Here is a 23,625-nt window from a genome sequence, read left to right on the forward strand (position 1 = left end):
GGCGCTTTGGCGCCACTAGCTATCAACCCAAGAGGCTTATCATGACCAAGTTCAAATCCCTCGTCTTTGCTGCCGTCTCGTCCGCCGCTCTCGCCGCTTGCGGCAGCGCCGGAGGCGACGCCGCCTCGCGCGATTCGATCCGCGCCGTCGGCTCGTCGACCGTCTTCCCCTTCGCCAAGGCGGTTTCGGAAGCCTTCGTGCGCGCCAATCCCGAATTCCGGTCGCCGATCATCGAATCGACCGGCACCGGCGGCGGCATGAAGCTGTTCTGCGCCGGGGTCGGCGCCGACACGCCCGACATGGCCAATGCCTCGCGCCGCATGAAGGCGAGCGAGTTTGCCGACTGCCAGGCCAATGGCGTCACCGACGTGATCGAGATCCAGGTCGGCCTCGACGGCATCGCCTTCGCTTCGGCCAAGGGCGGCATCACCATGGATCTGACCCCGCAGCAAATCTATCAGGCGCTCGCCGCCAAGCCCTATGGCAAGGAACAGACCGCCAAGACCTGGTCCGACATCGATCCTTCGCTGCCGAACGAACCGATCCTCGTCTACGGTCCGCCCAGCACCTCGGGCACCCGTGACGCGCTCAAGGAACTGATCCTCGAAGCCGGCTGCAAGGCCAACGAGGACATGAAGGCGCTCAAGGAAACCGACGAAGACAAGTACGACCAGATCTGCACCGAAGTGCGGTCGGACGGCGCCTATGTCGACCAGGGCGAGCAGGACAATCTGATCGTCCAGAAGATCGAAGGCAATCCGAAGGCAGTCGGCGTGTTCGGCTACAGCTACCTCGAGGAAAACCTCGACAAGCTGCAGGACCTGCCGATCAACGGCGTCGAAGCCACCTACGAGAACATCTCGAGCTTCGCTTATCCGGGCGCCCGTCCGCTCTATGTCTACGTCAAGAAGGCGCACCTCGATGCCATTCCGGGCCTCAAGGCGTACCTCGCACAGTGGACCAAGATGTGGGCAAAGGGTGGTGATCTGGCCAAGATCGGTCTTGTGGCTTCGCCCGATGACGTTATGGCGACCAGCCAGAAGGCAGCTACCGAGTACACCACGCTCGACGGCAGCACCCTCAAGTAAGGTTTGAATGTAACGCATGTCGCCAGCCATCCTGTTCCTCCTGGCCCTCGGGCTCGGGCTCGCCGGATGGTTGGCGGCTCGTGCGCGTGCATGGACCTTCCGGCGCGAGAGCGCCGACGGCCGGCTGCCCAGCCTGCCGACCTATCACGCGTGGTATGTCGCGCTGTGGATCGTGCTGCCCATGGCAGCCTTCATCGCGCTGTGGAGCGCAATCGCGCCCGGCCTCGTCACGCAGCAAGTACTTGCCAGCCCCGCCGCGGCCGAGCTGCCCGAGTTCGGCTTCCAGCGGCAGACCATGCTCAACGAAGCCCGCGCGGTCGCAGCCGGTGCGTCACAGGCGGTATTCAATCCCCAGGCAGCCGCGCTGGTCGAACCCTATCGCGATGCGCTCGCGCATTATAACGTGATCGGCATCGTCGTGGCGTTGCTGATCGCCTTTGCCGGCGGCACCTTCGCCTTCCTCCGGCTGAAGCCCGATTTCGCAGCCCGCACGCGGGTCGAGCGGATCGTGATGGCGATTCTTCTCGGCGCCTCGCTCGTGGCGATCCTCACCACGATCGGCATTTTCGCCAGCCTGGTATTCGAAACCGTACGCTTCTTCGGCATGGTTTCGCCGCTCGACTTCCTCTTCGGCACGCATTGGGGCCCAGATCCCATGGCCAATGCCGCCAACCCCGATGGTAGCCGCTATGGTGCGATCCCGCTGTTCTGGGGCACGCTGTTCATCGGCGCGATCATCGCCATGATAGTCGCCATCCCGCTGGGACTGATGAGCGCCATCTATCTCACGCAGTATGCCAATCCCACCTTGCGCAAGTGGATCAAGCCCGCGCTCGAAATTCTCGCCGGCGTTCCCACCGTGGTCTATGGGTATTTCGCCGCGCTCACCATCGCGCCCGCGATCCGCGATATCGCGCTATCGCTCGGCGCAAACAATCCCTCGAGCGAAAGCGCGCTCGCCGCAGGCCTCGTCATGGGCGTGATGATCATCCCCTTTGTATCCTCGATGGCCGACGACAGCATTGCCGCCGTTCCGCAGGCCATGCGCGACGGCAGCCTGGCGATGGGCGCGACCAAGAGCGAGACCATCCGCCGCGTGCTCGTACCGGCCGCGCTGCCCGGGATCGTCGCCGGCATTATGCTCGCGGTCAGCCGCGCGATCGGCGAAACCATGATCGTGGTGATGGCCGCGTCCACCGCCGCCAATCTGTCGGCCAACCCGCTCGAGGCGATGACCACGGTCACCGTCCAGATCGTCGCCATGCTGACCGGCGAGGGCAGTTTCGACCATCCGGCGACGCTCAGCGCCTTCGCCCTGGGCTTCGTTCTCTTCCTCGTCACGCTCGGCCTCAACTTCGTCGCGCTGCGTGTCGTCAAAAGGTATCGCGAAGCTTATGACTGAGCGCATCGCCCCCACACGCACCCCCGCCTTCGAGGCCCGGCTGAAGAAGCGCTACGCCGCCGAGCGGCGCTTCCGGGCGCTCGGCCTGGGCGCGATCCTGTTCTCTGTCGCCGTACTGGTGTTCCTGCTCGGCACGATGGTGCTGAACGGGATCGGCGGCTTCCAGCGCGTCGAGCTGGAAATTCCCATCGACCTCAGCGAAGCGGGCATCGCCGCCGATCCGGCGGCAATGCAGCAAACGGGCGCGGTGCAGGCACTCGAGGCGCAAGGACTGCGTGACGTGGTCCAGTTCTACGCACAGCAGGAACTCGGCGAAGAGGCCGCCAGCGAGCTGGGCGGGCAGGCCTGGCGCGATGTCGCCGCCGCGATCATCGCCGATCCGTCCATCCTGCACGAAAAGGCGACCTTCTCGCTGCCCGCTTCGGCCGATCTCGCCTCGGGATACGAAGGCGAAGGCTCGCCCGAGATGCAGGCGCTCGCCCAGCGCCTCTACGCCGAGGGGCGGATCGCCAAGAATTTCGACCCCGGCTTCCTGTCGCGCTCGGATGCCACCAATCCGCAGCAGGTCGGCATATGGGGGGCTCTGAAGGGCTCGATGCTGACCATGCTGGTCACGCTGCTTCTGGCCTTCCCGATCGGCGTGCTCGCCGCGCTCTATCTCGAGGAATATGCGCCGAAGAACCGCTGGACCGACATGATCGAACTGTCGATCAACAATCTCGCCGCGGTGCCTTCGATCATTTTCGGCCTGCTCGGCCTCGCCGTCTTCCTCACTCTGTTCCCGAACCTGCGTTCGGCTCCGGTGATCGGCGGGATGACGCTGGCGCTGATGACCATGCCGGTAATCGTCATCGCCGGGCGCAATGCGATCAAGGCTGTGCCGCCGAGCATTCGCGACGGCGCGCTGGCGGTGGGCGCTTCGCCCGTCCAAGTGGTGTTCCACCACGTGCTGCCGCTGGCGCTGCCCGGAATCCTCACCGGTACCATCATCGGCATGGCGCGCGCGCTGGGCGAAACCGCCCCGCTGCTGATGATCGGCATGCGCGCCTTTGTCGCCACCCCGCCCGACGGCTTTACCTCGCCGGCGACGGTGCTGCCGATGCAGATCTTCCTGTGGTCGGATGAAATCGATCGCGGTTTCGTCGAGCGCACCAGCGCGGCGATCATCGTGCTATTGCTGTTCCTGCTCGTGATGAACGGGCTCGCCATTTACCTGCGTAACAAATTCGAGAAGACCTGGTGACCGTAGTCCACTCCAACCTTGAGAACGTCGAAGCCAAGATGAGCGCCAGGGACGTTTCCGTGTTCTACGGGGACAAGAAGGCGATCGACGAGGTTTCGATCGATATCCCGACCGAATATGTCACCGCCTTCATCGGTCCTTCGGGCTGCGGCAAGTCGACCTTCCTGCGTACGCTCAACCGGATGAACGACACCATCCCCTCGGCGCGCGTCGAAGGCGCGATCGAGCTCGACGGCCAGGATATCTACCGCTCGGGCATGGACGTCGTCCAGCTGCGCGCGCGCGTCGGCATGGTGTTCCAGAAGCCCAACCCCTTTCCCAAGTCGATCTACGAGAACATCGCCTACGGTCCGAAGATCCACGGCCTCGCGGAAGGCAAGGACGAACTCGACGCGATCGTCGAGAAGTCGCTCAAGCGCGCCGGCCTGTGGGAAGAGGTCAAGGACCGCCTCCAGGACAGCGGCACCGCGCTCTCGGGCGGGCAGCAGCAGCGCCTGTGCATCGCCCGTGCGATCGCGGTCGATCCCGAGGTCATCCTGATGGACGAACCCTGTTCGGCGCTCGACCCCATCGCGACCGCCAAGATCGAGGAACTGATCGCAGAACTGAACGGCCGCTATGCGATCGTCATCGTGACTCACTCGATGCAGCAGGCCGCCCGCGTCAGCCAGCGTACCGCCTTCTTCCACCTCGGGAAAATGGTGGAATATGGCCGGACATCTGACATATTCACCAATCCGCTCGAACAGCGCACCCAGGATTACATCACGGGACGCTACGGATAAGGCCATGAATTCCATGCACGAACATACCGTTAAGGCCTTCGACGAAGACATCACCCGCCTGCGCGGCCTGATCGCCGAGATGGGCGGACTGTCGGAGGCCGCGATCGCTCAGTCGCTCGAAGCGCTGGTCAAGGGCGACGACGATCTCGCCGACAAGGTGGTCAAGGGCGACAAGCAGATCGACGCGCTCGAAAGCGAGATCGACAAGCTTGCTGTGCGGATCATCGCGCTACGCGCGCCGATGGCGGACGACCTGCGCGAGGTGATCGCCGCGCTCAAGATCGCCGGCGTGGTCGAACGCATCGGCGACTATTCGAAGAACATCGCCAAGGCGAGCAAGGAGATCGGCGCCAACCGCAAGCAGTTCGAGCCGCTCACCCTGCTTCCCGCCATGGCCGATGTCGCCGCCGAAATGGTCCACGACGTGCTCACCGCCTATGCCGCGCGCGATGCCGAGCTGGCGCGCGAGGTGATCGCGGCGGACGAGAAGGTCGACGCCTTCTACAACTCGATCTTCCGGAACCTTGTCAGCCATATGGTCGAAAATCCTTCGACCATTTCGAGTGCGGCGCAGATGCTGTTCATCGCGCGCAATCTCGAGCGCATCGGCGATCATGCCACGAATGTCGCCGAAATGGTGCATTTCGCGGCGACCGGTACTTATCCGGTCGATGATGACGGCTGACACGAAACTGTAGCGCGAGGGTCATAAAGCCTTGTCGACCGAGATGGACAATTCCCGGAAAGGCAAGGACTTGCACGCAGCCAAACTGCTCTTGGTAGAGGACGATCCCGCCCTCTCCGAACTGCTCGAATACCGTTTCGCCAACGAAGGCTACCAGGTTCGCACCACCGCCGACGGCGACGAGGCGCTGCTTCTGGCGGCCGAGGACGTGCCCGATCTCGTCATCCTCGACTGGATGATCGAGGGCACCAGCGGGATCGAGGTCTGTCGCCGCCTGCGCCGCGACAAGGACACCGCGCACGTCCCGATCATCATGCTGACCGCGCGCGAGGCGGAGGACGACCGCGTGCGCGGGCTCGATACCGGCGCCGACGACTATCTCACCAAGCCCTTCTCCCCGCGCGAATTGCTCGCCCGCGTGGCCGCGGTCATGCGCCGCATCCGCCCGGCGCTGGCCGGCGAGAGCATCGAGGTCGGCGACATCGTCCTCGACCCGGTCGCGCACAAGGTCACCCGCCGTGGCCGCACCCTGCAGCTCGGGCCGACCGAATACCGCCTGCTCAAATTCTTCATGGAAAGCCCCGGTCGCGTGTTCAGCCGCGGCCAGCTGCTCGACGGCGTCTGGGGCACCGAGAGCGAGATCGAATTGCGCACGGTCGATGTCCATATCCGCCGGCTGCGCAAGGCGATCGAGATCGAAGGCGCGAAAGATCCGGTCCGCACCGTCCGCAGCGCGGGCTATTCGCTCGAGGCGTGATCTAGCGACAGACCCCGCGCCAGCGCGGGCTCATGTCGAGATGCAGGTGGTCGGCATGCGCTGCATTGTAGTCGGGCGAAAGGACCGTGGCGAAGCTGTCGCAAGCACCGTCGCGCACGCTGCGCAGGAACCGCGCCTTCGCGCTCTCGCCTTCCCAGTCGCGCAGCACGCTGATGCGCGTTCCGTCCTCGAGCACGAAACCCGCGATATCGATGGCGTTGGCCGTCGCATGCTCGCTCCAGGGACCTGAATCGCGGCCATAGAGCCGGCGGCACGCATAGGCGCCGAGATGCTCGATCCGCGCTATCGGCGATCCGAAGCTCGCCTGCGCTGCCGGGTCCAGAACGTCGCGTTGCCACATCAGCAGGGCGATCGAAGCGGGACAGGTGACCGCAGGCGTGTCGGGCGCCAGCGGGTAGTCGCCGAGCCGCGTCCGGTCCTCGCGGCGGCAGGCCCCCTCCCCGGCAGGTGCGAGCGCCTCGTGGGCGATGCCGCTGCGGTCGAGCACGGCGCGGCATGCGCGAACATCGTCGCGCAGCGCGAGCAGCTTGGCCTCGGTCGCCCATCCGGGCGGATCGCGCAGGTCGAGCGGGGCCCAGGGATCGTGTTCGGGGTGCTCGGCGAGCCACACCCGCCCGGTCAGCAACACGCCAAGCAGGACGAGCAGCAGGGCGGCGCGCCTGTCGCTCCCGAAGGTTCCGATGTGCCGCGATATGACCCGTGTCACACGCCGCTCTCCAGCAGTTCGCTGAGGACCAGCGTCGCAATCGTCAGGAACAGCGCGCCGATGACGCGGTCGATCCAGCGGCGCGCGGCGGCGCGTTGCATCACGCTGGCGAGGCTCTGCCCCGCCCCGATGTAGAGCGCGCCGATTGCGAGGTCGATCACCAGCGCCACCGCGGCAAGGACGAGGATCTGCCAGCCCACCGGCGCCGAGGCATCGACGAAAGGCGGGATGATCGCGACCATGTAGATCAGCGACTTGGGATTGCCGATGGCCACGAAAATTCCGTCGCGAAAGGCATGGCGCGAGAGCTCGCGCGCGGGTCTCGCCGGATCGTCGAGCGGATGGAAGGAATGGCGGATCGCGGCCACGCCGAGCCAGGCGAGATACGCGATGCCTGCCAGCGCGAGCAGGTGGAAGGCGAGCGGATAGGCCTTCGCCAGCGTCCCCAGCCCGAAGGCGGCGAGCACCCACCAGGCGATATAGCCGATCTGCATGCCGAGTAGCGCCGCCCAGCCCGATCGCGCCCCGCGCCAGATCGCCTGCCCCATGACGAACAGCATCGACTGCCCCGGGATCAGGCTGGTGGCGGCGGTCACCAGCGCGAAGGCGGCGAGTTTCTCGGCGTCGATCATGGGGCCAGCCCCTAGTGGAAGTCGCGGCTCGGGGGAATGATCCGCACATCGCGCGGATGCCCGCCCGCGCTGGGTCCGAACCACCCGCATTCGCGATTGCCCGGCGGCGGTTCTTCCCAAGGCTCGACCGGCGTGTTTGGAGCCTCCTTGCCCTCCCGCAGACGATCCCTCGAACTGGGCTTGTCCGGCAGCGGCGAGATCACGTGGTCGGCGCGCGCGACCGGTGCATCGAGCATGTCGTCCGACAGGCGGTACAGCTGGTTCGACGCATCCTCCATGTGCTGCGCAATCACATGGATCACCTCCTCGTCATACTCTACCCGCCCGCGCACCTCCATCAGCCGGGCCCCCATCACCACCTTGCGCTGCCGCTCTTTGAGATCGGGCCAGACAACCAGATTGACGACTCCGGTCTCGTCCTCGAGCGTGATGAAACACACACCCTTGGCGCTGCCCGGCTGCTGGCGGATCAGCACCACGCCGGCGACCTGGACGGTGGAGCGGAACTTGCGGGTGCGCAAGTCGCAGGCACGCACGAAACCGCGCTCGGTCAGCCCCTCGCGCAGGAAGGACATCGGATGTGCCTTCAGGCTCAGGCGGGTCGTCTGGTAATCCGCCACGACCTCTTCCGAAAGCGGCATGGCAGGCAGTGCGGCGGGAGAGGTTTCGGCACCTTCCTCGCGCGCGGCGGCGGCGGCGAACAGCGGCAGTTCGGGCACCGCGATCAGGCTGCGTGCATCCCACAGCGCCTGCCGCCGCGAGAGGCCGATCGAGCCGAAGCAATCGGCGCTGGCGAGCCGCTCGACCTGCGCGGGCGCAATGCGGGCACGGTCGCGCAACGCCGTGACGTCGGCATAGGCCCCGCCCGTCTCGCGCGCGGCAATCAGCCGTGCCGCCACCGCCTCGGGCAGCCCGTCGACCTGCCGCAGCCCGAGCCGCAGCGCGACTGGCCGGTTACGGTTGAGATGGGACTCACACGGAGACGCGGAGACGCGGAGGTTTTCGGGACGCTCACAGAGGCACAGGGGCACAGAGGAGTTTCGCCGCGAAGCGGCCATTCTGCCAGAAAGCGATGCCTCGCAGCTTGAGTGCGGCTCCGCCGCGGGCTCATCATCTCCGTGCCTCTGTGCCTCTGTGAGCGAAAAATTGTCTTTCCGCACCTCCGCGTCTCCGCGTGAAGCGCCCTGTCCGATCTCCTCCAGCGTGCAATCCCAATCGGACAGATTGACGTCGGCGGGCAGCACCGTGACGCCATGCTCCGCCGCATCGCGGACGATCTGCGCCGGGGCATAGAAGCCCATCGGCTGCGAATTGAGCAGCGCGCAGGCGAAGGCCGCCGGATAGTGGCATTTCATCCAGCTCGAGATATAGACCAGATGCGCGAAACTGGCGGCGTGGCTTTCGGGAAAGCCGTATTCGCCGAACCCCTTGATCTGGTCGAAGCACCGCTCGGCAAAGGCCGGATCGTACCCTCGCGCGATCATGCGCCCGACCATCATCTCCTGATGTTCGTGCACCATCCCGCGGCTGCGGAAAGTGGACATGGCCTTGCGCAACCGGTTGGCCTCCGCGGGCGAGAACTTGGCCGCGTCGAGCGCGATCTTCATCGCCTGCTCCTGGAAGATCGGCACTCCATAGGTGCGCCTGAGGATCGAGGAGAGCTCGTCCGCCGGGCCATGTTCGGGCGATGGCGAGGGAAGGTTGAAATCGGTCTTTCCCTCGCGCGCCCGGCGGCGCTGCTTGAGATAGGGATGGACCATGTCGCCCTGGATCGGCCCCGGGCGAACGATCGCCACCTGGACCACCAGATCGTAGAATTCGCGCGGCCTGAGCCGGGGGAGCATGTTCATCTGTGCACGGCTTTCGACCTGAAACACACCCAGCGAATCGCCCTTGCAGAGCATGTCGTAGACCGCCGGATCCTCGCGCGGGACACTGGCCAAATCATAGGCCTGCCCATGATGGTCCTCGAGCAGTTTCAAGCCTTTGCGAATACAGGTGAGCATTCCGAGCGCGAGCACATCCACCTTGAGAATGCCGAGATCGTCGAGGTCGTCCTTGTCCCATTCGATGAAGCTGCGATCGGGCATCGCGCCATTGCCGATCGGCACGGTTGCGGTCAGCGGGCCGTCGGTGAGGATGAAGCCCCCGACATGCTGGCTGAGATGGCGGGGCATTCCGATCATCTGCTCGGTCAGCCTGAGTACCCGGCGCAGATGCGGATCGGCCAGGTCGAGGCTGGTTTCCTCGCGGATGTGCCGCTCATCGATATTCTTGCCCCACGAACCCCATACGGTGCGGGCAAGCGCCGCCGTGACGTCCTCCGACAGCCCCATCGCCTTGCCCACCTCGCGGATTGCCATGCGCGGTCGGTAGTGGATCACCGTCGCGCACAGACCCGCGCGATCGCGACCGTACTTCTCATAGATGTGCTGGATCACCTCCTCGCGCCGCTCGTGCTCGAAATCGACGTCGATATCGGGTGGTTCGCGACGTTCCTTGGAAATGAATCGGTCGAACAGCAGCTGGTGCTTGGCCGGATCGACCGATGTGATGCCGAGGCAGAAGCACACCGCCGAATTGGCCGCCGAACCGCGCCCCTGGCACAAAATGCCCTGGCTGCGGGCATAGTCCACGATCTCCTTGATCGTGAGGAAGTAGCGCGCCAGTTCAAGCTCACCGATCAGTCTCAGCTCGCGTTTGAGCGTTTTCTCGACATGATGCGGTAACCCTTTGGGGTAGCGAAATTTCTTTGCACCTTTCCAGACTTCCTTTTCGAGATGACGCTGCGGCGTCAGTCCCTCGGGATAGATTTCCTGAGGATATTCATATTGCAGTTCGTCGAGGCTGAAGGTGCAGGCATCGGCCACTTCGCGCGTCGCGGCGATGGCATGCGGCCAGCGCTCGAACAGCTTGACCATGGTCGCTGGCGGCTTGAGGTAGCGCTCGCCATTGCCGTGGAGCAGGTGCCCCGCAGCCGCAACCGTGGTCTTGTGCCGGATCGCGGTCATCACGTCCTGCAGCGGGCGCCTGTCGGGCGTCGCGTAATGCACGTCGTTGGTCGCGAGGATCGAGAGGCCATTCGCGCGCGCCAGCGCATCGAGCCGCTCGATCCGGGCCACATCGCTGTCGGTATAGAGATAGCTCGCCGCGATATGGCGCAGCGTCGGCAATTGCGCGGCCAGTTGCGGGAGGAGAGTGTCGAAAGGCTGCGTGATTTCACGCGAAGACGCGGAGCCGCGGAGAGAAGAATTTTCGCTCACAGAGGCGCAGAGGCACGGAGAGGGTGCTCCTGCGGCGCAGCCGCACTCAAGCTTCCCGGCATTGCTTTCTGGCAGAATGGCCGCTTCGCGGCGAAACACCTCTGTGCCCCTGTGCCTCTGTGAGCGTCCCGAAAACCTCTGCGTCTCCGCCTCTCCGCGTGACCCCTTCAGCGGAAACGGGACCACATTGCTCTCCACCGCAATCGTAAAGCGCTGGTCGAGATCGCGCGGCGGGAGCAGGACCAGCTGCACACCCTCGGCATGCGCAGCGAGCATGGCGAGGGTGATTTCGCAGGTGCCCTTGTCCTGCCATTCGCCACCGGGCTTGCGCATGCGCCCGGCCGAGATCAGCTGGCAGAGCCGGCCATAGGCGGCGCGGTCACGCGGATAGGCGAGGAAGGCCAGCCCTTCGACCGTTTCTATCCTGCATCCGATAACCGGCTTCAATTTAAGCGTTTTTGCCTCGCTATGGATGCGCACCACGCCGGCCATGCTATTGGCATCGGCAATTCCGATCGCATCATAGCCGAGCGCGCGCGCCTGCAGCACGAGGTCGACCGCATCCGATGCTCCGCGCAGGAAGCTGAAGCAGGAGACGAGACCGAGCTCGACAAAGGGGCTGCGCGGCGGCGCGTCTATCGTCGCCGGATCGAGCGCGATCGTCCGCTTGGGTATCTGATGGTCGTTCTCGGGCATCAGACCTCCCCGACACGGGGAGGGGAACCGTCGAAGACGGTGGAGGGGCACCAGCGGTGGCTTCGAACCACGAAGTACCGAGCCGTATGAGCGTGCCCCACCACCATCCTGCGGATGGTCCCCCTCCCCCTCGGGGGGAGGCCCGTCATGCCAGCTCGCTCAGCCGCGCGCGCACCGCGGCAAGATCGGCGTCGAAGCGCCGCGCCTGTTCTTCGCGCGCCGCGCCCTCGAGCCGCAGCAGGTAGGAAGGATGCGCGGTGACCCACAGTTCGCTGCCGTCCTCGAGCGGGATGGGGCTGCCGCGCACCTTCGAGATGCTTACCGTCTTGCCCAGCATCCCGCGCGCCGCGCTGGCGCCCAGCGCCAGCACCAGTTTCGGCTGCACCAGCGCGCGCTCGCTCTCGATCCACCAGCGGCAGGTGTCGATCTCCTTCGCGCCCGGGTTCTGGTGCAGCCGCCGCTTGCCGCGCTGGACATATTTGAAATGCTTCACCGCATTGGTGACGTAAGCGTCGCGCCGGTCGATCCCGGCCTGTTCGAGATGCGCGTCGAGCAATTGCCCGGCAGGCCCGACGAAGGGACGACCCGCCTGGTCCTCCTGGTCGCCCGGCTGTTCGCCGACGATCATCAAAGCCGCATCCTGCGGCCCCTCGCCCATCACCGCGTGGTTGTCGAGCTGGCCGATCGGGCATTTGCGACAGGCGTGGATCGCCTTGTCGATCGCCGCCAGCGTTTCGGGCCGTTCCTCGAATTCGAGCGCGCCCTTTTCGACCATGCTGGCCTCGCGGGTCTGTGCGCCCGCGATCAGTTCGGGAATGAGCGCGGCCTCGGGCATGTTCTTCCAGTATTTCTTGGGCATCTCTTTCAGCATGGCCCCGATCTTCAGCCGTGCGGGGTTGAAGATCGAGGCGTAATAGCTGCGCCAGAGGTCCTCCATCGGATCGCCGCCGGGCGCATCGCTACGCTGCGCGGGCGGGCCTTCGGACATGGTTGTGCCGTCCCAGTGGAGGCTGCCGCGCGGGGTCAGGATCGACCAGCGCATATTGGCGAAGCGGCGCATGAAGAAGCCCGCATTGGCGCGCAGAATGTGATGCTCGGGCTCGAACCAGGCGATATAGTGCTCGCCTGCCTCCTCATCTTCGGTTTCCACCAGGCGGAAGCGCACGAAGGCGTGCATCTTGTGGCTGTCGCGCCGCACGTTCTTGTCGAGTTCTTCCACTCGCCGCACGTCAGGATCGGCCTTGTCCTCCATCATCCGCGAATTGGCCTGCAGCCGCCATAGCAGGCGGTAGAGCAGCGCGAACCGCTCGGGGTCCGAATGGAGCGCGGCGTTCCTCGCCAGGCTCACGAAGCGGCGATTGGCGCGCACCGGGCGGGCATCCGCGGGCGGCACGGGCAGAGAGTGCTCGTCCCCCGGCGCGGCCGAGGCAGCGAAGAGATCGCCGCTACCCCCCGGCTCGACCCAAGCGATATGTTCGGGCGCGACCCCGCACTGGACCAGCGCCCGCGCCCGCTCGCGCCAGAAGTCGAAATCGTCGGGCTCGGGCAGGTGCACCACGTAATGGCTGGCGAGCCGGGCCTGCGGGAGCGCGCTCATGTCCGGCCTCCGGCCAGGGGGCCATACGGAGGCGCGGAAAAGCGGAGAAGAGAATTTTCGCTCACAGAGGCACAGAGGCACGAAGAGGGTACTCCTGCGGCGCAGCCGCACTCAAGCTTCCCGGCGCTTTCTCGCAGTATGGCCGCTTCGCGGTGAAACCCCTCTGCGCCTCTGCGCCTCTGTGAGCGCCCGAAACTCCGCGCCTCCGCGTCTCCGCGTGAAAAATCCCCGCTCATGCGAACAGCTCCAGCTGCTCCGATTTGGGCGCGAGCAGGCTGCGCAAGTCGGCACGATCGGTCAGCGTGACCGGCCGCCAGTCGACGGTGCAGATGAAGGGTCGCACCTTGGCGATCGACTGGGTCAGCAGCGCCACATCGTCGAGGCGTAGCGAACGGTGCCGGCGACTGGCCAAGATCTTGCCCACCGCCTTCACCCCCAGCCCCGGCACGCGCAGCAATTGCTCCTTGCTCGCGCGGTTGACGTCGACCGGAAAGGCCTCGCGGAATTTCAAGGCCCAGGCGAGCTTGGGATCGATATCGAGCGGCAGGTTCCCGTCGGCCTCGGTCGCCTGCATCACATCCGCCGGCTTGTAGCCATAGAAGCGCATCAGCCAGTCGGACTGGTAGAGCCGGTGCTCGCGGATCAGCGGCGGGCGCTTCAGCGGCAGCACCGCGCTGGCATCGGGGATCGGCGAGAAGGCGCTGTAATAGACGCGCCGCAAGCCGAAACTGTCGTAGAGCCGGCTGGCCTTACCGACGATATCGGCATCGGTTGCGGCATCGGCCCCGACGATCATCTGCGTCGACTGGCCCGCGGGGGCGAAGCGCGGGGCATGCTTGAACCTTTTGTACGCGTCCTTGAGCTCGGTTATGTCGTTCTTGACCCTCCCCATCGCACCTTCGATCTGGCGCGCATCCTTGTCGGGCGCGAGACGGGTCAGGCCGCTGTCGGTCGGCAGTTCGACATTGATCGAGACGCGATCGGCATAGAGCCCCGCCTGGTGGACGATCTCGGCATCCGCCTCGGGAATGGTCTTGAGATGGATATACCCACGAAAGTCGTGCTCTTCCCGCAGGATACGTGCGACTTCTACCAGCTGTTCCATCGTATGGTTCGAGCTCTTCACAATCCCCGAGGAGAGAAACAGCCCCTCGATATAATTGCGCCGGTAGAAAGCGAGCGTGAGGTCGACCACTTCCTGCGGGGTGAACCGCGCACGCACCACATTCGAGCTCTTGCGGTTGACGCAGTAATGGCAGTCGAACACGCAGTGATTGGTCAGCAGGATCTTGAGCAGCGAAATGCAGCGCCCGTCCGGCGCATAGGCGTGGCAGATGCCCATCCCCTCGGTCGAACCGATGCCCTTGCCGCCCATCGAGTTACGCTTCGCCGTTCCCGAGGAGGCGCAGGAGGCGTCGTATTTCGCCGCATCGGCGAGAATTTCGAGCTTCTGAAGAGTGGAGAGCATGGCCATTTGTTCTATATATGTTCTTTATCCTCTACTGCCAATATCGAATGATGCAGAGCTGGCGATTCAGGCGTACAGCCCCTGCAAATACCAGTCGGGCGCGCCCCCGCGGCCATCGCCAATCAGGCCCTGGCGGTAGATCCAGTAGCGCCGCCCCTGCCCGTCTTCGATCCGGTAATAGTCGCGCAGCCGTGCGGTTCCGCGTTCGCGCCACCATTCGGGAGCAATGCGTTCAGGCCCCTCGACCCGCGCGACATCATGCACCTCACCGCGCCAGCGGAAGCGCTGCGGATAGCCGTCGGGGGTGGCATAGAGAACCGCAATCTTTTCTGGTTTATCCAGTAATTTCTGAGGTCTGGAATGGAATTCCAACAGTCTTTGCGAACTCTGTTCGGGGTCGAGAGGAGGCTGCCAGCGCTGCGCGCGTTCGGGGAGGTGACTGGCGTAGGGCACCGGTCGGCTGACCGCCTTCGCCCCGAGCCGTACGCTCAACCGGTCGATGCAGGCGGCCAGGCTGGTGCCGCGGCTTTCGGGGCGCGCCTCGATATCACCCTGATCGAGCGCCAGCGGCTCGATCCAGCTGGCGCGCAGGCGCAGCATCTCGATCCCGAAACCGGCATCGACATCGTCGAGCCGCGCGGCGAAGAGACGCAGTATATGCGCCGGATCGCGCGTGGCGGCGGCCAGTTCAAGTCGCCGGACGACGACCTCGCCATCGACCCGCCACAGACCCAGTTCGAGCCGCCGAGCGCCCTGCCCCTGCTCTTCGAGTTCGCGCGCCATATCTCGGGCGAGATCGGCGACCACCCGGTCGAGCAACTGCCGGTGCCGGATCGGTTCGAGCAGCGGCCGCTGGACCAGCGGCAGGAGCTGCGGGATCACCGGCAGCAGCGGTTCGGGCACGCGACCGAGCAGCTGGTCGAGCCGGACCAGCGGATTGGCCGCGGGCGACCTGCGGTTGCGGAAGCGCCGCTGGATCGCATCGCGCCCGCCCCCGCCTCCCTCGATGCCAGCGATATCGCCCACCCGCTTGAGGCCGAGCCGGCGCAGCACGGTGACCACGTCCTGGTCGAGGCGTAATGCCGCCACCGGCAGTTCGGCCAGCGCGCGCATGATCCCCTCGCGCTGCTCCACGATCGCACGCTCGGGACCGTAATGCGCCAGCGCCCAGGCCGCTCCGGCGGTCGGGGCGATGGCTGCGCGCAGGGTCAGTCCGCGCCGGGCGAAGGCGGCATGGATATCGGCCAGCAACGCCTCTTCGCCGCCAAACAGGTGCGGGACGGCAGTGACATCGACCAGCAGTCCCTCCGGCGCATCGAGCGCGGACCACGGCCCCCAGCGCTGCGCCCAGAGAGCAAGCTGTTCGAGGAAGGCGAGGTCGCCCGCCGGATCGGCAGGGGCAGTGGTGATCCCGGGGCACAGCGTGCGCGCATCGGCGAGCATCATGCCCTTGCACGCGCCCGCAGCCGCCGCGACGCTATCGACCGCTTCGATCCGCGGGCCGTGGGCGGTGTCGGCAATCAGCACCAGCGGCCCCGCAGCGGGGGTATCCTCCCGCCCTGCCATCGCCAGGCGCCAGCGATCCATCGCCAGCGCGGGAAGCCAGAGCGAAAGGATGCGGCGAGACGGCCCCCTCGCCGATTCTGCGCTCACGCCCGGAGGAGCGGGCGTCGCAGGCGCAATCCCGCCGTCCAGTCGGCAACCGCCCTGTCGGTTTCGCCCCGCGCCTTGCCCGCGGTGAGCCTGCCGCCTTCCTCGCCCAGCACCCATTCGCCCGGTGCATGGGCGCGCGCACGGAACAGCTCCGCCCGCCAGCGCGGCGAACCGGGGGTCTGTGCATTCCAGCGCGGGGCGGGCGACGGCAGCGAGGCGACTTCCCATCGTATCCGTGCCGAGGAAAGATCGCGCGCGGCATCGAGCCGGACGAGGAACAGCGGCACGCCGTGCTGTTCGCTTGCCAGCGTCAACCGGCGCGAGGCGGTGAAATCGAGCGCGCGGGGATTGCCCGCGATCTCGCCCAGAACGAAGCAGAGCTCGCGGCAGCGCAGCCCTTCTTCGAGTGCGAAGAGCGCATCCTCGGCTCTTTCGGCCAAGACATGAATAACCCGCGCCTGCAGTTCTTCGGGCAGCCCGGGGCGATAGGGACGCCCCCCACGCCGCGCCGCCTCGCGGGTCTGGACCCACAGCACGCTGCGGCGGTCCTGCACCTCGCTCGCCTCTGGTCGCGGAAGGCTGTGGCAGTCGTCGAACGCCAGCGCGAGCGCGGCAGCCGCCCCCGCTCCATCACGCGAGGAGGCGAAAATCTCGCTATGCAGCGCCAGGCCCTGTTGCGCCGCCAGCCCGGGACGCCAGCGCGCGCTACGCTGCGGACCAAGCGCGACAAGGTTTTCGAAGGCCGCAAGTGGCAGCGAGGCGAGATCGGGGTGAGGCATAGGGGGACGACTTTCTTGTTCCCATTATGTTCCATCCAACAGCGATTCGCAATTCGTCCTTCACCGCCCTCGCTCCGACGCATCCCGCGGAACGCCGGAGGGTGATCAGCCGTTTGAAAAAAAGACACAATTCGAAAGGCTGCGACCCATGAAATATTCGCAAGGCAACCCTGACGCGCTCAAACAGAAATTCTGGGAGGCGCTCGCCGAGTCGCCCTTCCTCTTCCTTGAACTCGACGGCCGCTCGGACACATCGGTGCCGATGACCGCGCAGCTCGACAAGGACGCCAACAGCGCGATCTGGTTCTTCACCCAGAAGAAATCGGCCTTCGCACAGCTGGGTAGCGTCACGGCGAGTTTCGCAGCCAAGGATCACGACATCTTCGCCCGTTTCGCCGGCCGCCTGGTGATCGAAACCAGCAACGACCGCTTCGACCAGTTCTGGAACAATTTCGTCGAGGCCTGGTACGATGGCGGCAAGGATGATCCCGACATCCTGTTCCTGCGCATGGACCTGGGCGATGCCGAAATCTGGAGCGGCGACCTGGGCCTGCTCAACACCGCCAAGATGGCACTCGGCATGAATGTCCATGACGAGGCCGAGAAACGCCACGTCGAGAAGGTCGACATCTGATACAACGCACAGCGCGATCAAACGAACAGGGCCGCCCCCACCGGGAGCGGCCCTTTCCAATCGCCTCCCCGGAACTTACTTGGGTGCCATCGGCACCATGGTCTCCTTGCCTGCAACATCGTCGACCACTTCGACGATGCCCTTGCCGAGATGGCTGCGGCTGCGGCTGTAGGCGAAGTAGATCACCACGCCGAGCAGTCCCCAGCCGGGCAGGAACAACATGGCCGCGGTGGGCAGGTTGAAGAACAGCAGCACGCAGCCGACGATCGTCGCGGGTGCGATGACCCACACCAGAGGCACCCGGAAATGCCGCTTGCGGGCAGGATCCTTCACCCGCAACACCAGCACCGCGATCGCCACCATCGAAAAGGCGTAGAGCGTTCCGGCATTCGAAATATCGGCGAGCTGCCCGACAGGGAAAAAGGCCGCCCCGATGGCGACCGCGAGGCCGGTGATGATCGTCACGATGTGCGGCGTGCGGAAGCGCGGATGCACCCGGCTGAGACGTTCGGGCAGCAGGCCATCGCGGCTCATCACGAAGAAGATGCGCGTCTGGCCGAAGATCAGCACCAGGATGACCGAGGGCAGCGCGACGAAGGCCGCGAGCCCGATCGCATTGCCGAAGCCGGTGAAGCCCAGCACTTTGAGGACATGCGCCAGCGGCTCGTTCGAACAGACCAGTGCATCGGCGAACTGTGGTAAGGCGCATTGGCGTGCCAGCTCGGGCGAACCGGCTTCGAGCGGGAGGCCCATCGCGTCCATGATCGGCTGCCCGCCGAGCGTCCCGATCGCACCCGCCGCGACGAGAATATAGAACACGGTGCAGAACAGCAGCGAAGCGACCAGCCCGATCGGCACGTTGCGTTGCGGGTCCATGGTTTCCTCGGCGGCGGTGGAGACCGCGTCGAAACCGACATAGGCGAAGAACATCGTCGCCGCGGCGCCGACCGCGCCAACCCCGGTCCCCCAGCCGCCGAAGATGCCCGCGGGAAGGAAGGGATTGAAATGGCCGGTATCGAAGTCGGCGCTCGTCAGCGTCAGCGCGACGAAGGCGGTCAGCGCGGTGACCTTGATCGCCACCAGCACGGCATTGACCTTGGCACTTTCGCTGGTGCCGATCACCAGCAGGCCGGTGACGAGCAGCGCGATGAGCAATGCGGGCAGATTGATCAACCCGCCTTCCACGCCGCCCAGCGCCAGCGGACCGGCGCTGAGCCATAGCGGCAGGTTGATGCCCAACCCGCCGAGGACCGTCCCGCTGAAATAGCCCGACCATCCGACCGAGACCGCGCTCGCAGCGATCGCATATTCCATGATCAGCGCCCAACCGACCGTCCAGGCGAAGAATTCGCCGATGGTCGCATAGCTGTAGGTATAGGCACTGCCGGCGACAGGGATCATCGCAGCGATTTCGGCATAGCAAAGCGCAGCGACGATGCAGACCGTGCCGGCGATCGCGAAGGCCACCATCAGGCCCGGCCCCGCCTTCTGGGCGCCGACTGCGGTGAGGACGAATATCCCCGTACCGATGACGCAGCCGATGCCCAGCAACGTAAGCTGAAACCAGCCGAGGCTGCGATGCAGCGACTTCTTCTGCGCCGTCGCCAGAATGGCGTCGAGCGGCTTCACCCTGCCGAAGATCATCGAGGGCGGTTCTCCCTTCAGGCCCGCCACGGGACCTTCCCGCACCGCCAGCCCGATCGGCGCTAGTTAGGCCGCAAACCGCCCCTGTGAAAGCGAATTCGGATCAGGCCCCCAAAATGCCGGGGAAAAGCCCGGTGACGAGGATGATTGCGACCGCGAGCGGGCACAGCCAGGCGATCAGGAAACGCCATAGGGTGAACGCCCAGGGCGACAGGCCGGTGGTGGTGCGCAGCAGGTTCTCATCGGTCTTCCAGCCGATGAAGATCGACGTCAGCAGCGCGCCGAGCGGTAGCATCACCTTGCCGGTGAAGCCGTCGACCGTGTCGAGGATGTCGGTGTTCTCGAACAGGGGCCAGAACCACAGCGGACGTACATCGGCCCAGACATTGTAGCCGAGCAGGCACGCAATCCCGATCAGGAAGGCCCCGCCGCCGAAGATCAGCGCCGACTTCGGGCGACTCCAGCCATGTTCGCCGATGCCATAGGCAGTCGGCACCTCGAGCAGCGAAATCGAGCTGGTGATCGCCGCTACCAGGATGAGGACGAAGAACAGGAAGCCGAACAATGCGCCTGCGGGCATGGTCTGGAACGCGAAGGGCAGCGTCTGGAAGACCAGCGTCGGCCCGGCGGCCGGGTCGAGGCCCACCGCAAGCACCACCGGGAAGATCATCAGGCCAGCCAGCAGGGCCACGCCCGTATCGGCGAAGGCAATCATCGTCGAGGTGGGGCCAAGTCCGCTGCCTTCCTTGATATAGGAGCCATAGGTGATCAGGCCCGCCACCCCGAGCGAGAGCGAAAACAGCGCCTGTCCCAGCGCCGAGTTCATGACCTGCGGGGTCAGCTTCGACCAGTCGGGGGTGAACAGGAAGCTGATCGCTCCGCCCATGTCGCCTTCGATCGAACCGTAGATCACGAGCCCGACCAGCAGCACGAAGAAGGCCGGCATGAGATAGGTCGCGACCTTTTCGATCCCCGAATGGACTCCGCGTGCGATGATGTAGAGCGTCGATCCCATGAACAGAAAGTGCATCGTGATCAGCAGGCCGGGATTGGCGAACATGTCACCGAGCCGTTGCTGGATCTGCGCCTGGCTCTCGCCCGCCAATGCGCCGCGGAAGGGATCGCCTGCCATCACCGCCTGAAGCAGATCGGCGCCCATGATTCCCGCATAATAGAGGACCCAGCCTGCAACGACCGAATAGAAGGACAGGATCAGGAAGGCCGCCAGCGCGCCGATCGCGCCGAAGACCGACCATCCCTGCGACGATTGCGACTGGGCCGCCACGCGGCGGATCGAACCGACCGCATCGGTCTGCCCCACCCGCCCGATGAAGATTTCGGAAAGCACCAGCGGCAAACCGAGCAGGAACACGCAGGCGATATAGAATATGACGAAGGCGCCGCCCCCGCTTTCTCCGGCAAGCGTCGGAAACCGCCAGATATTGCCCAGTCCCACGGCAGCGCCGACCGCTGCCAGGATGAATGCCGTGCGAGAGGACCAGCCCTCTCCCGTGGAAGTCGTAGTTGCGACCATGCCTAACCTGTTCCCCTCGTGCGCCGCGGCGCTTGCCGCCGTGTTTCATGGGGCGCCCTTAAACACGCAAACCCGGGCAATTCCAAGCTTCGCTTTGCCATCCTTCACCCGCTTGCTAGTGGATGCGCCATGTCGACGACCTTCCAGCTCGATACGAGCACGAGCCGCGCCAATCCGACCCCGCAGCCGATGCGGCGCCTTACCGTACCCAAGATTCGCGCGCACAAGACAGGTGGGGAAACCTGCGAGCCGCTGGTGATGCTGACCGCCTATACCGCGCGGCAGGCGCAATTGCTCGATGCGCATTGCGATATCCTGCTGGTGGGGGATTCGCTGGCGCAGGTCATCTACGGCCTGCCGACGACCATCCCCGTCACGCTCGACATGATGGCCAACCATGCCGCCGCCGTGGTCCGCGGAAGCTATCACGCGGTGGTGGTCGTCGACATGCCGTTCGGGTCCTATGAGCAGTCGCCGCAGCAGGCGTTCGAAAGCGCCGCCTACCTGCTCAAGCAGTCGGGGGCGGCGGCGGTGAAGCTCGAGGGCGGCGAACAGATGGCCGAGACCGTCGCCTTCCTCAACCAGCGCGGGATCCCGGTGATGGGTCACGTGGGCCTGACTCCGCAGGCGGTCAATGTGCTGGGCGGCTATGCTGCGCGCGGGCGCGACGATGCCGAAGCGAAGAAGATCGTCGGCGATGCCAAAGCTCTCGACAAAGCGGGCGCCTTCGCCATCGTGCTCGAAGGCGTCCTCGAGCCGATCGCGATCGAGGCGACCGGCGCTGTGTCTTGCCCGACTATCGGCATCGGCGCCTCGGCACAATGCGACGGCCAGGTGCTGGTGACCGAGGACATGCTCGGCATGTTCGAACGCGTGCCGCGCTTCGTGAAAAAATACGAAGATATCGCGGGGGTGATCGAAAAAACGGTCGCGCAATATGCCGAGGAGGTCCGCGCGCGCACCTTTCCGACCTCCGACCAGACCTATCAGCCTAAAGGCTGAGCGCGGGATTTTCTAAACATGGCAAGCTTCTGGCGTTTCTACGGCTTTTCGCTCGTATTCACCTTCCTCTGCCTCGGCCTCGCGAGCTGGTATGGCTGGGTCAGCACCGGCTCGGTTACCGGCACGCTCTCGCTGCTGTGGATCGTCGTGGTGCTCTCGGTGCTCGAGATCTCGCTCAGCTTCGACAATGCGGTGGTCAATGCGAGCGTGCTGAAGACTATGGACGAGGTCTGGCAGCGCCGCTTCCTGACCTGGGGCATCGCCTTCGCCGTGTTTGGGATGCGCGTCGTCTTCCCGCTCGCCATCGTCGCGATCGCGGCAGGTCTGGGACCATTGGAAACCATCCGCCTGTCGCTCAACGATCCGGCCGAATACGAGCGGATCGTGTCCTCCGCCCATGTCGGCATCGCCGGCTTCGGCGGCGCCTTCCTGTCGATGGTCGGGCTCAAGTTCTTTTTCGACCTCGACAAAGAGATCCACTGGATTCGCGCGATCGAGGAATGGCTGAGCAAGTTCGCCGCACTGCCAGCCGCCGAAATCGCGCTGCTGCTACTCGCGCTATGGGGCATTTCGACCATGCTCGAACCCGGTGAGGCGCTGACCTTCCTCGTCGCCGGCATTCTCGGCCTCGTCACCTTCATCGCGGTGGAGGGGGTCAATGCGATCCTCGAAAGGAAGGAAGAGGCGGCCCAGCTACACGGCGCGGTCGTGCGCAGCGGCCTCGGCGGTTTCCTCTATCTCAACGTGCTCGACGCGAGCTTCAGCTTCGATGGTGTGATCGGCGCCTTCGCGCTCTCGAACAACATGATCGTCATTGCACTGGGCCTGTCGATCGGCGCGATGTTCGTGCGTTCGATGACCATCCATCTGGTGCGCAAGGGCACGCTGGCGGCCTATCGCTTCCTCGAACACGGCGCGTTCTGGGCCATCATCGTTCTTGGCGCAATCATGCTGCTTTCAGCCAAATTCCATATTCCCGAGACCGTGACCGGGCTGATCGGGGCGATCCTGATCGGGCTCAGCTTCTGGTGGTCGGTGCGCTATAACCGGCGCCATCCGGAAGAGGCGACTGCCTCAGCCGATTAGCGATCGGCGCGGCCACAACCAGTTGGAAAAAGTGGTAGAGCAATAGCGCGATCACCACGAAACCGGCCTCGGCGGGCGGGAACAGGATGGTGGCGAGCGGCGCCCCGACGGCAGCGCTCTTCTGCCCTCCGGCGAACAGGAAAGCGATGCGATCGGGTCGGGACAGGCGCAAGGTCCCGCCCGCCAACCAGGCTCCGAAATTGCCGACCAGCAGGAAGCCGGCGACCAGCGCGCCGATTGCAAGCCAGTCCGCCAGGTCGACCCGCGACCAGATGCCCTGCTCCACCGCACCCGAGAAAGCGACATATATCGCTGCGGCAATGGCGAAGCGGTCGACCCAGACGATCTTGGGGCGATGCCGCGCGGTGAAAGCGCGCGCGTAGCCTTGGATCGCCTGGCCAATGCCGAAGGGCAAGATCAGCAGCAGCATGATCTTGCCCACCACGTCCATCCCCACCACGCCGGTACCGCTGCCCCCGAGCGCCAGAAACAGCGGAACGGTCACAAACACGCCGAGAATATTGAGCAGCGCCGCCCCGACCACCGACAGCGCGACATTGCCGCCAGCCAGCGAGCTGTAAGAGGTCGCAGACTGCACGGTCGAGGGAAGTGTCCCGAGATACAGAAAGCCGAGTGCTACCGAGGGCGCGAGCACTCCCGAGCCGAGCGCGGCAAAGCCAAGGCCAGCCAGCGACATCGCCCCGAAGACCCACAGCACCAGCGGCAGGAGGAAGCGCCAATTGCCGACCCCGGCGGCGATGTCGCGCCGGGCGATGCGCATACCGTTAAGCAAGAAGAGGACAAAGATCGCCGCATTTGCGATCGTCTGCGCCGCACCGCGCGCTTCGCCCGTCGCGGGCAACAGGATCGCCAGCGCGATCGCCACGATCAGCATGCGCACCATCGGGTCGCCAATTACGGATCGCAGCGCCATCACCCGCACCTGCCCC

The 23,625-nt window shown here is 65.3% G+C and carries 19 protein-coding genes; 9 read left to right on the forward strand and 10 right to left on the reverse strand.

The features are described from left to right. Positions 1 to 41: 41 nt before the first annotated feature. The 6 genes from ACEQZ0_RS03685 to phoB all read left to right on the forward strand — a co-directional run bounded on the left by ACEQZ0_RS03685 (position 42) and on the right by phoB (position 5,960). Positions 42 to 1,088 (forward strand): substrate-binding domain-containing protein, encoded by a 1,047-nt coding sequence (locus tag ACEQZ0_RS03685; RefSeq protein WP_370188508.1) that lies wholly within the window; start codon positions 42 to 44, stop codon positions 1,086 to 1,088. A gap of 16 nt (positions 1,089 to 1,104) precedes the next feature. After that, a complete protein-coding gene (gene pstC / locus ACEQZ0_RS03690) occupies positions 1,105 to 2,490 on the forward strand; it encodes a phosphate ABC transporter permease subunit PstC (protein ID WP_370188510.1) in 1,386 nt (461 codons plus the stop codon). Next, positions 2,483 to 3,733 carry a phosphate ABC transporter permease PstA gene (gene pstA / locus ACEQZ0_RS03695; protein ID WP_370188512.1) on the forward strand — a complete coding sequence of 417 codons (1,251 nt, stop codon included), beginning with the start codon at positions 2,483 to 2,485 and terminating at the stop codon, positions 3,731 to 3,733. Before pstC ends, pstA begins: the two co-directional genes overlap by 8 nt. Before the next feature lie 38 nt (positions 3,734 to 3,771). Beyond that, complete coding sequence (pstB, locus tag ACEQZ0_RS03700; protein ID WP_370189921.1) at positions 3,772 to 4,518, forward strand: phosphate ABC transporter ATP-binding protein PstB; 747 nt, start codon at positions 3,772 to 3,774, stop codon at positions 4,516 to 4,518. A gap of 13 nt (positions 4,519 to 4,531) precedes the next feature. Next, entirely contained in the window at positions 4,532 to 5,203 is a 672-nt protein-coding gene (gene phoU / locus ACEQZ0_RS03705) for a phosphate signaling complex protein PhoU (protein WP_370188514.1), read from the forward strand. A gap of 70 nt (positions 5,204 to 5,273) precedes the next feature. Further along, on the forward strand, positions 5,274 to 5,960 hold the full coding sequence (gene phoB, locus ACEQZ0_RS03710; protein WP_370188516.1) for a phosphate regulon transcriptional regulator PhoB: 687 nt from the start codon (positions 5,274 to 5,276) through the stop codon (positions 5,958 to 5,960). Position 5,961: 1 nt separating this feature from the next. Here the strand turns inward: phoB and ACEQZ0_RS03715 are convergent, their stop codons facing one another. The 7 genes from ACEQZ0_RS03715 to ACEQZ0_RS03745 all read right to left on the reverse strand — a co-directional run bounded on the left by ACEQZ0_RS03715 (position 5,962) and on the right by ACEQZ0_RS03745 (position 16,775). After that, the gene (locus tag ACEQZ0_RS03715) at positions 5,962 to 6,687 is read right to left on the reverse strand and encodes an extensin family protein (protein ID WP_370188518.1); all 726 of its coding nucleotides are present in this window, start codon (positions 6,685 to 6,687) and stop codon (positions 5,962 to 5,964) included. Then, positions 6,684 to 7,319 (reverse strand): LysE family translocator, encoded by a 636-nt coding sequence (locus ACEQZ0_RS03720; protein ID WP_370188520.1) that lies wholly within the window; start codon positions 7,317 to 7,319, stop codon positions 6,684 to 6,686. The genes ACEQZ0_RS03715 and ACEQZ0_RS03720 overlap by 4 nt, the downstream gene beginning before the upstream one ends. An 11-nt stretch (positions 7,320 to 7,330) precedes the next feature. Further along, entirely contained in the window at positions 7,331 to 11,278 is a 3,948-nt protein-coding gene (locus tag ACEQZ0_RS03725; protein WP_370188522.1) for an error-prone DNA polymerase, read from the reverse strand. 145 nt (positions 11,279 to 11,423) lie between these two features. Next, complete coding sequence (locus tag ACEQZ0_RS03730) at positions 11,424 to 12,875, reverse strand: UdgX family uracil-DNA binding protein (RefSeq protein WP_370188524.1); 1,452 nt, start codon at positions 12,873 to 12,875, stop codon at positions 11,424 to 11,426. A 232-nt stretch (positions 12,876 to 13,107) separates the two neighbouring features. Further along, positions 13,108 to 14,349, reverse strand: a complete 1,242-nt coding sequence (locus ACEQZ0_RS03735) for a putative DNA modification/repair radical SAM protein (protein WP_370188526.1) — start codon at positions 14,347 to 14,349, stop codon at positions 13,108 to 13,110. A gap of 60 nt (positions 14,350 to 14,409) precedes the next feature. Next, entirely contained in the window at positions 14,410 to 15,930 is a 1,521-nt protein-coding gene (locus ACEQZ0_RS03740) for a DUF6504 family protein (protein ID WP_370189923.1), read from the reverse strand. A gap of 62 nt (positions 15,931 to 15,992) precedes the next feature. Then, the gene (locus ACEQZ0_RS03745) at positions 15,993 to 16,775 is read right to left on the reverse strand and encodes a hypothetical protein (RefSeq protein WP_370188528.1); all 783 of its coding nucleotides are present in this window, start codon (positions 16,773 to 16,775) and stop codon (positions 15,993 to 15,995) included. Positions 16,776 to 16,923: 148 nt separating this feature from the next. Between ACEQZ0_RS03745 and ACEQZ0_RS03750 the strand changes: the two genes are divergently transcribed. Beyond that, positions 16,924 to 17,409: a pyridoxamine 5'-phosphate oxidase family protein gene (locus ACEQZ0_RS03750; RefSeq protein WP_370188530.1), complete on the forward strand. Its 486-nt coding sequence runs from the start codon at positions 16,924 to 16,926 to the stop codon at positions 17,407 to 17,409. A gap of 75 nt (positions 17,410 to 17,484) precedes the next feature. On the opposite strand, the gene ACEQZ0_RS03755 is transcribed toward ACEQZ0_RS03750, so the two are convergent. Together ACEQZ0_RS03755 and ACEQZ0_RS03760 are read right to left on the reverse strand one after the other, a co-directional pair. After that, positions 17,485 to 19,053: an amino acid permease gene (locus ACEQZ0_RS03755; RefSeq protein ID WP_370189925.1), complete on the reverse strand. Its 1,569-nt coding sequence runs from the start codon at positions 19,051 to 19,053 to the stop codon at positions 17,485 to 17,487. Between the two features lie 103 nt (positions 19,054 to 19,156). Next, a complete protein-coding gene (locus ACEQZ0_RS03760) occupies positions 19,157 to 20,587 on the reverse strand; it encodes a sodium-dependent transporter (RefSeq protein ID WP_370188532.1) in 1,431 nt (476 codons plus the stop codon). Positions 20,588 to 20,716: 129 nt separating this feature from the next. Here ACEQZ0_RS03760 and panB point away from each other — a divergent pair, with 129 nt between their 5' ends. Beyond that, a complete protein-coding gene (gene panB / locus ACEQZ0_RS03765) occupies positions 20,717 to 21,589 on the forward strand; it encodes a 3-methyl-2-oxobutanoate hydroxymethyltransferase (RefSeq protein ID WP_370188534.1) in 873 nt (290 codons plus the stop codon). 18 nt (positions 21,590 to 21,607) lie between these two features. After that, positions 21,608 to 22,675 (forward strand): DUF475 domain-containing protein, encoded by a 1,068-nt coding sequence (locus ACEQZ0_RS03770; RefSeq protein ID WP_370188536.1) that lies wholly within the window; start codon positions 21,608 to 21,610, stop codon positions 22,673 to 22,675. Here ACEQZ0_RS03770 and ACEQZ0_RS03775 read toward each other — a convergent pair. Further along, positions 22,608 to 23,609 (reverse strand): bile acid:sodium symporter family protein, encoded by a 1,002-nt coding sequence (locus tag ACEQZ0_RS03775; RefSeq protein WP_370188537.1) that lies wholly within the window; start codon positions 23,607 to 23,609, stop codon positions 22,608 to 22,610. The two genes, ACEQZ0_RS03770 and ACEQZ0_RS03775, sit on opposite strands and share 68 nt — an antisense overlap. Positions 23,610 to 23,625: the final 16 nt, after the last annotated feature.

The organism is Qipengyuania sp. (assembly GCF_964227205.1).
Classification (GTDB): Bacteria; Pseudomonadota; Alphaproteobacteria; order Sphingomonadales; family Sphingomonadaceae; genus Qipengyuania.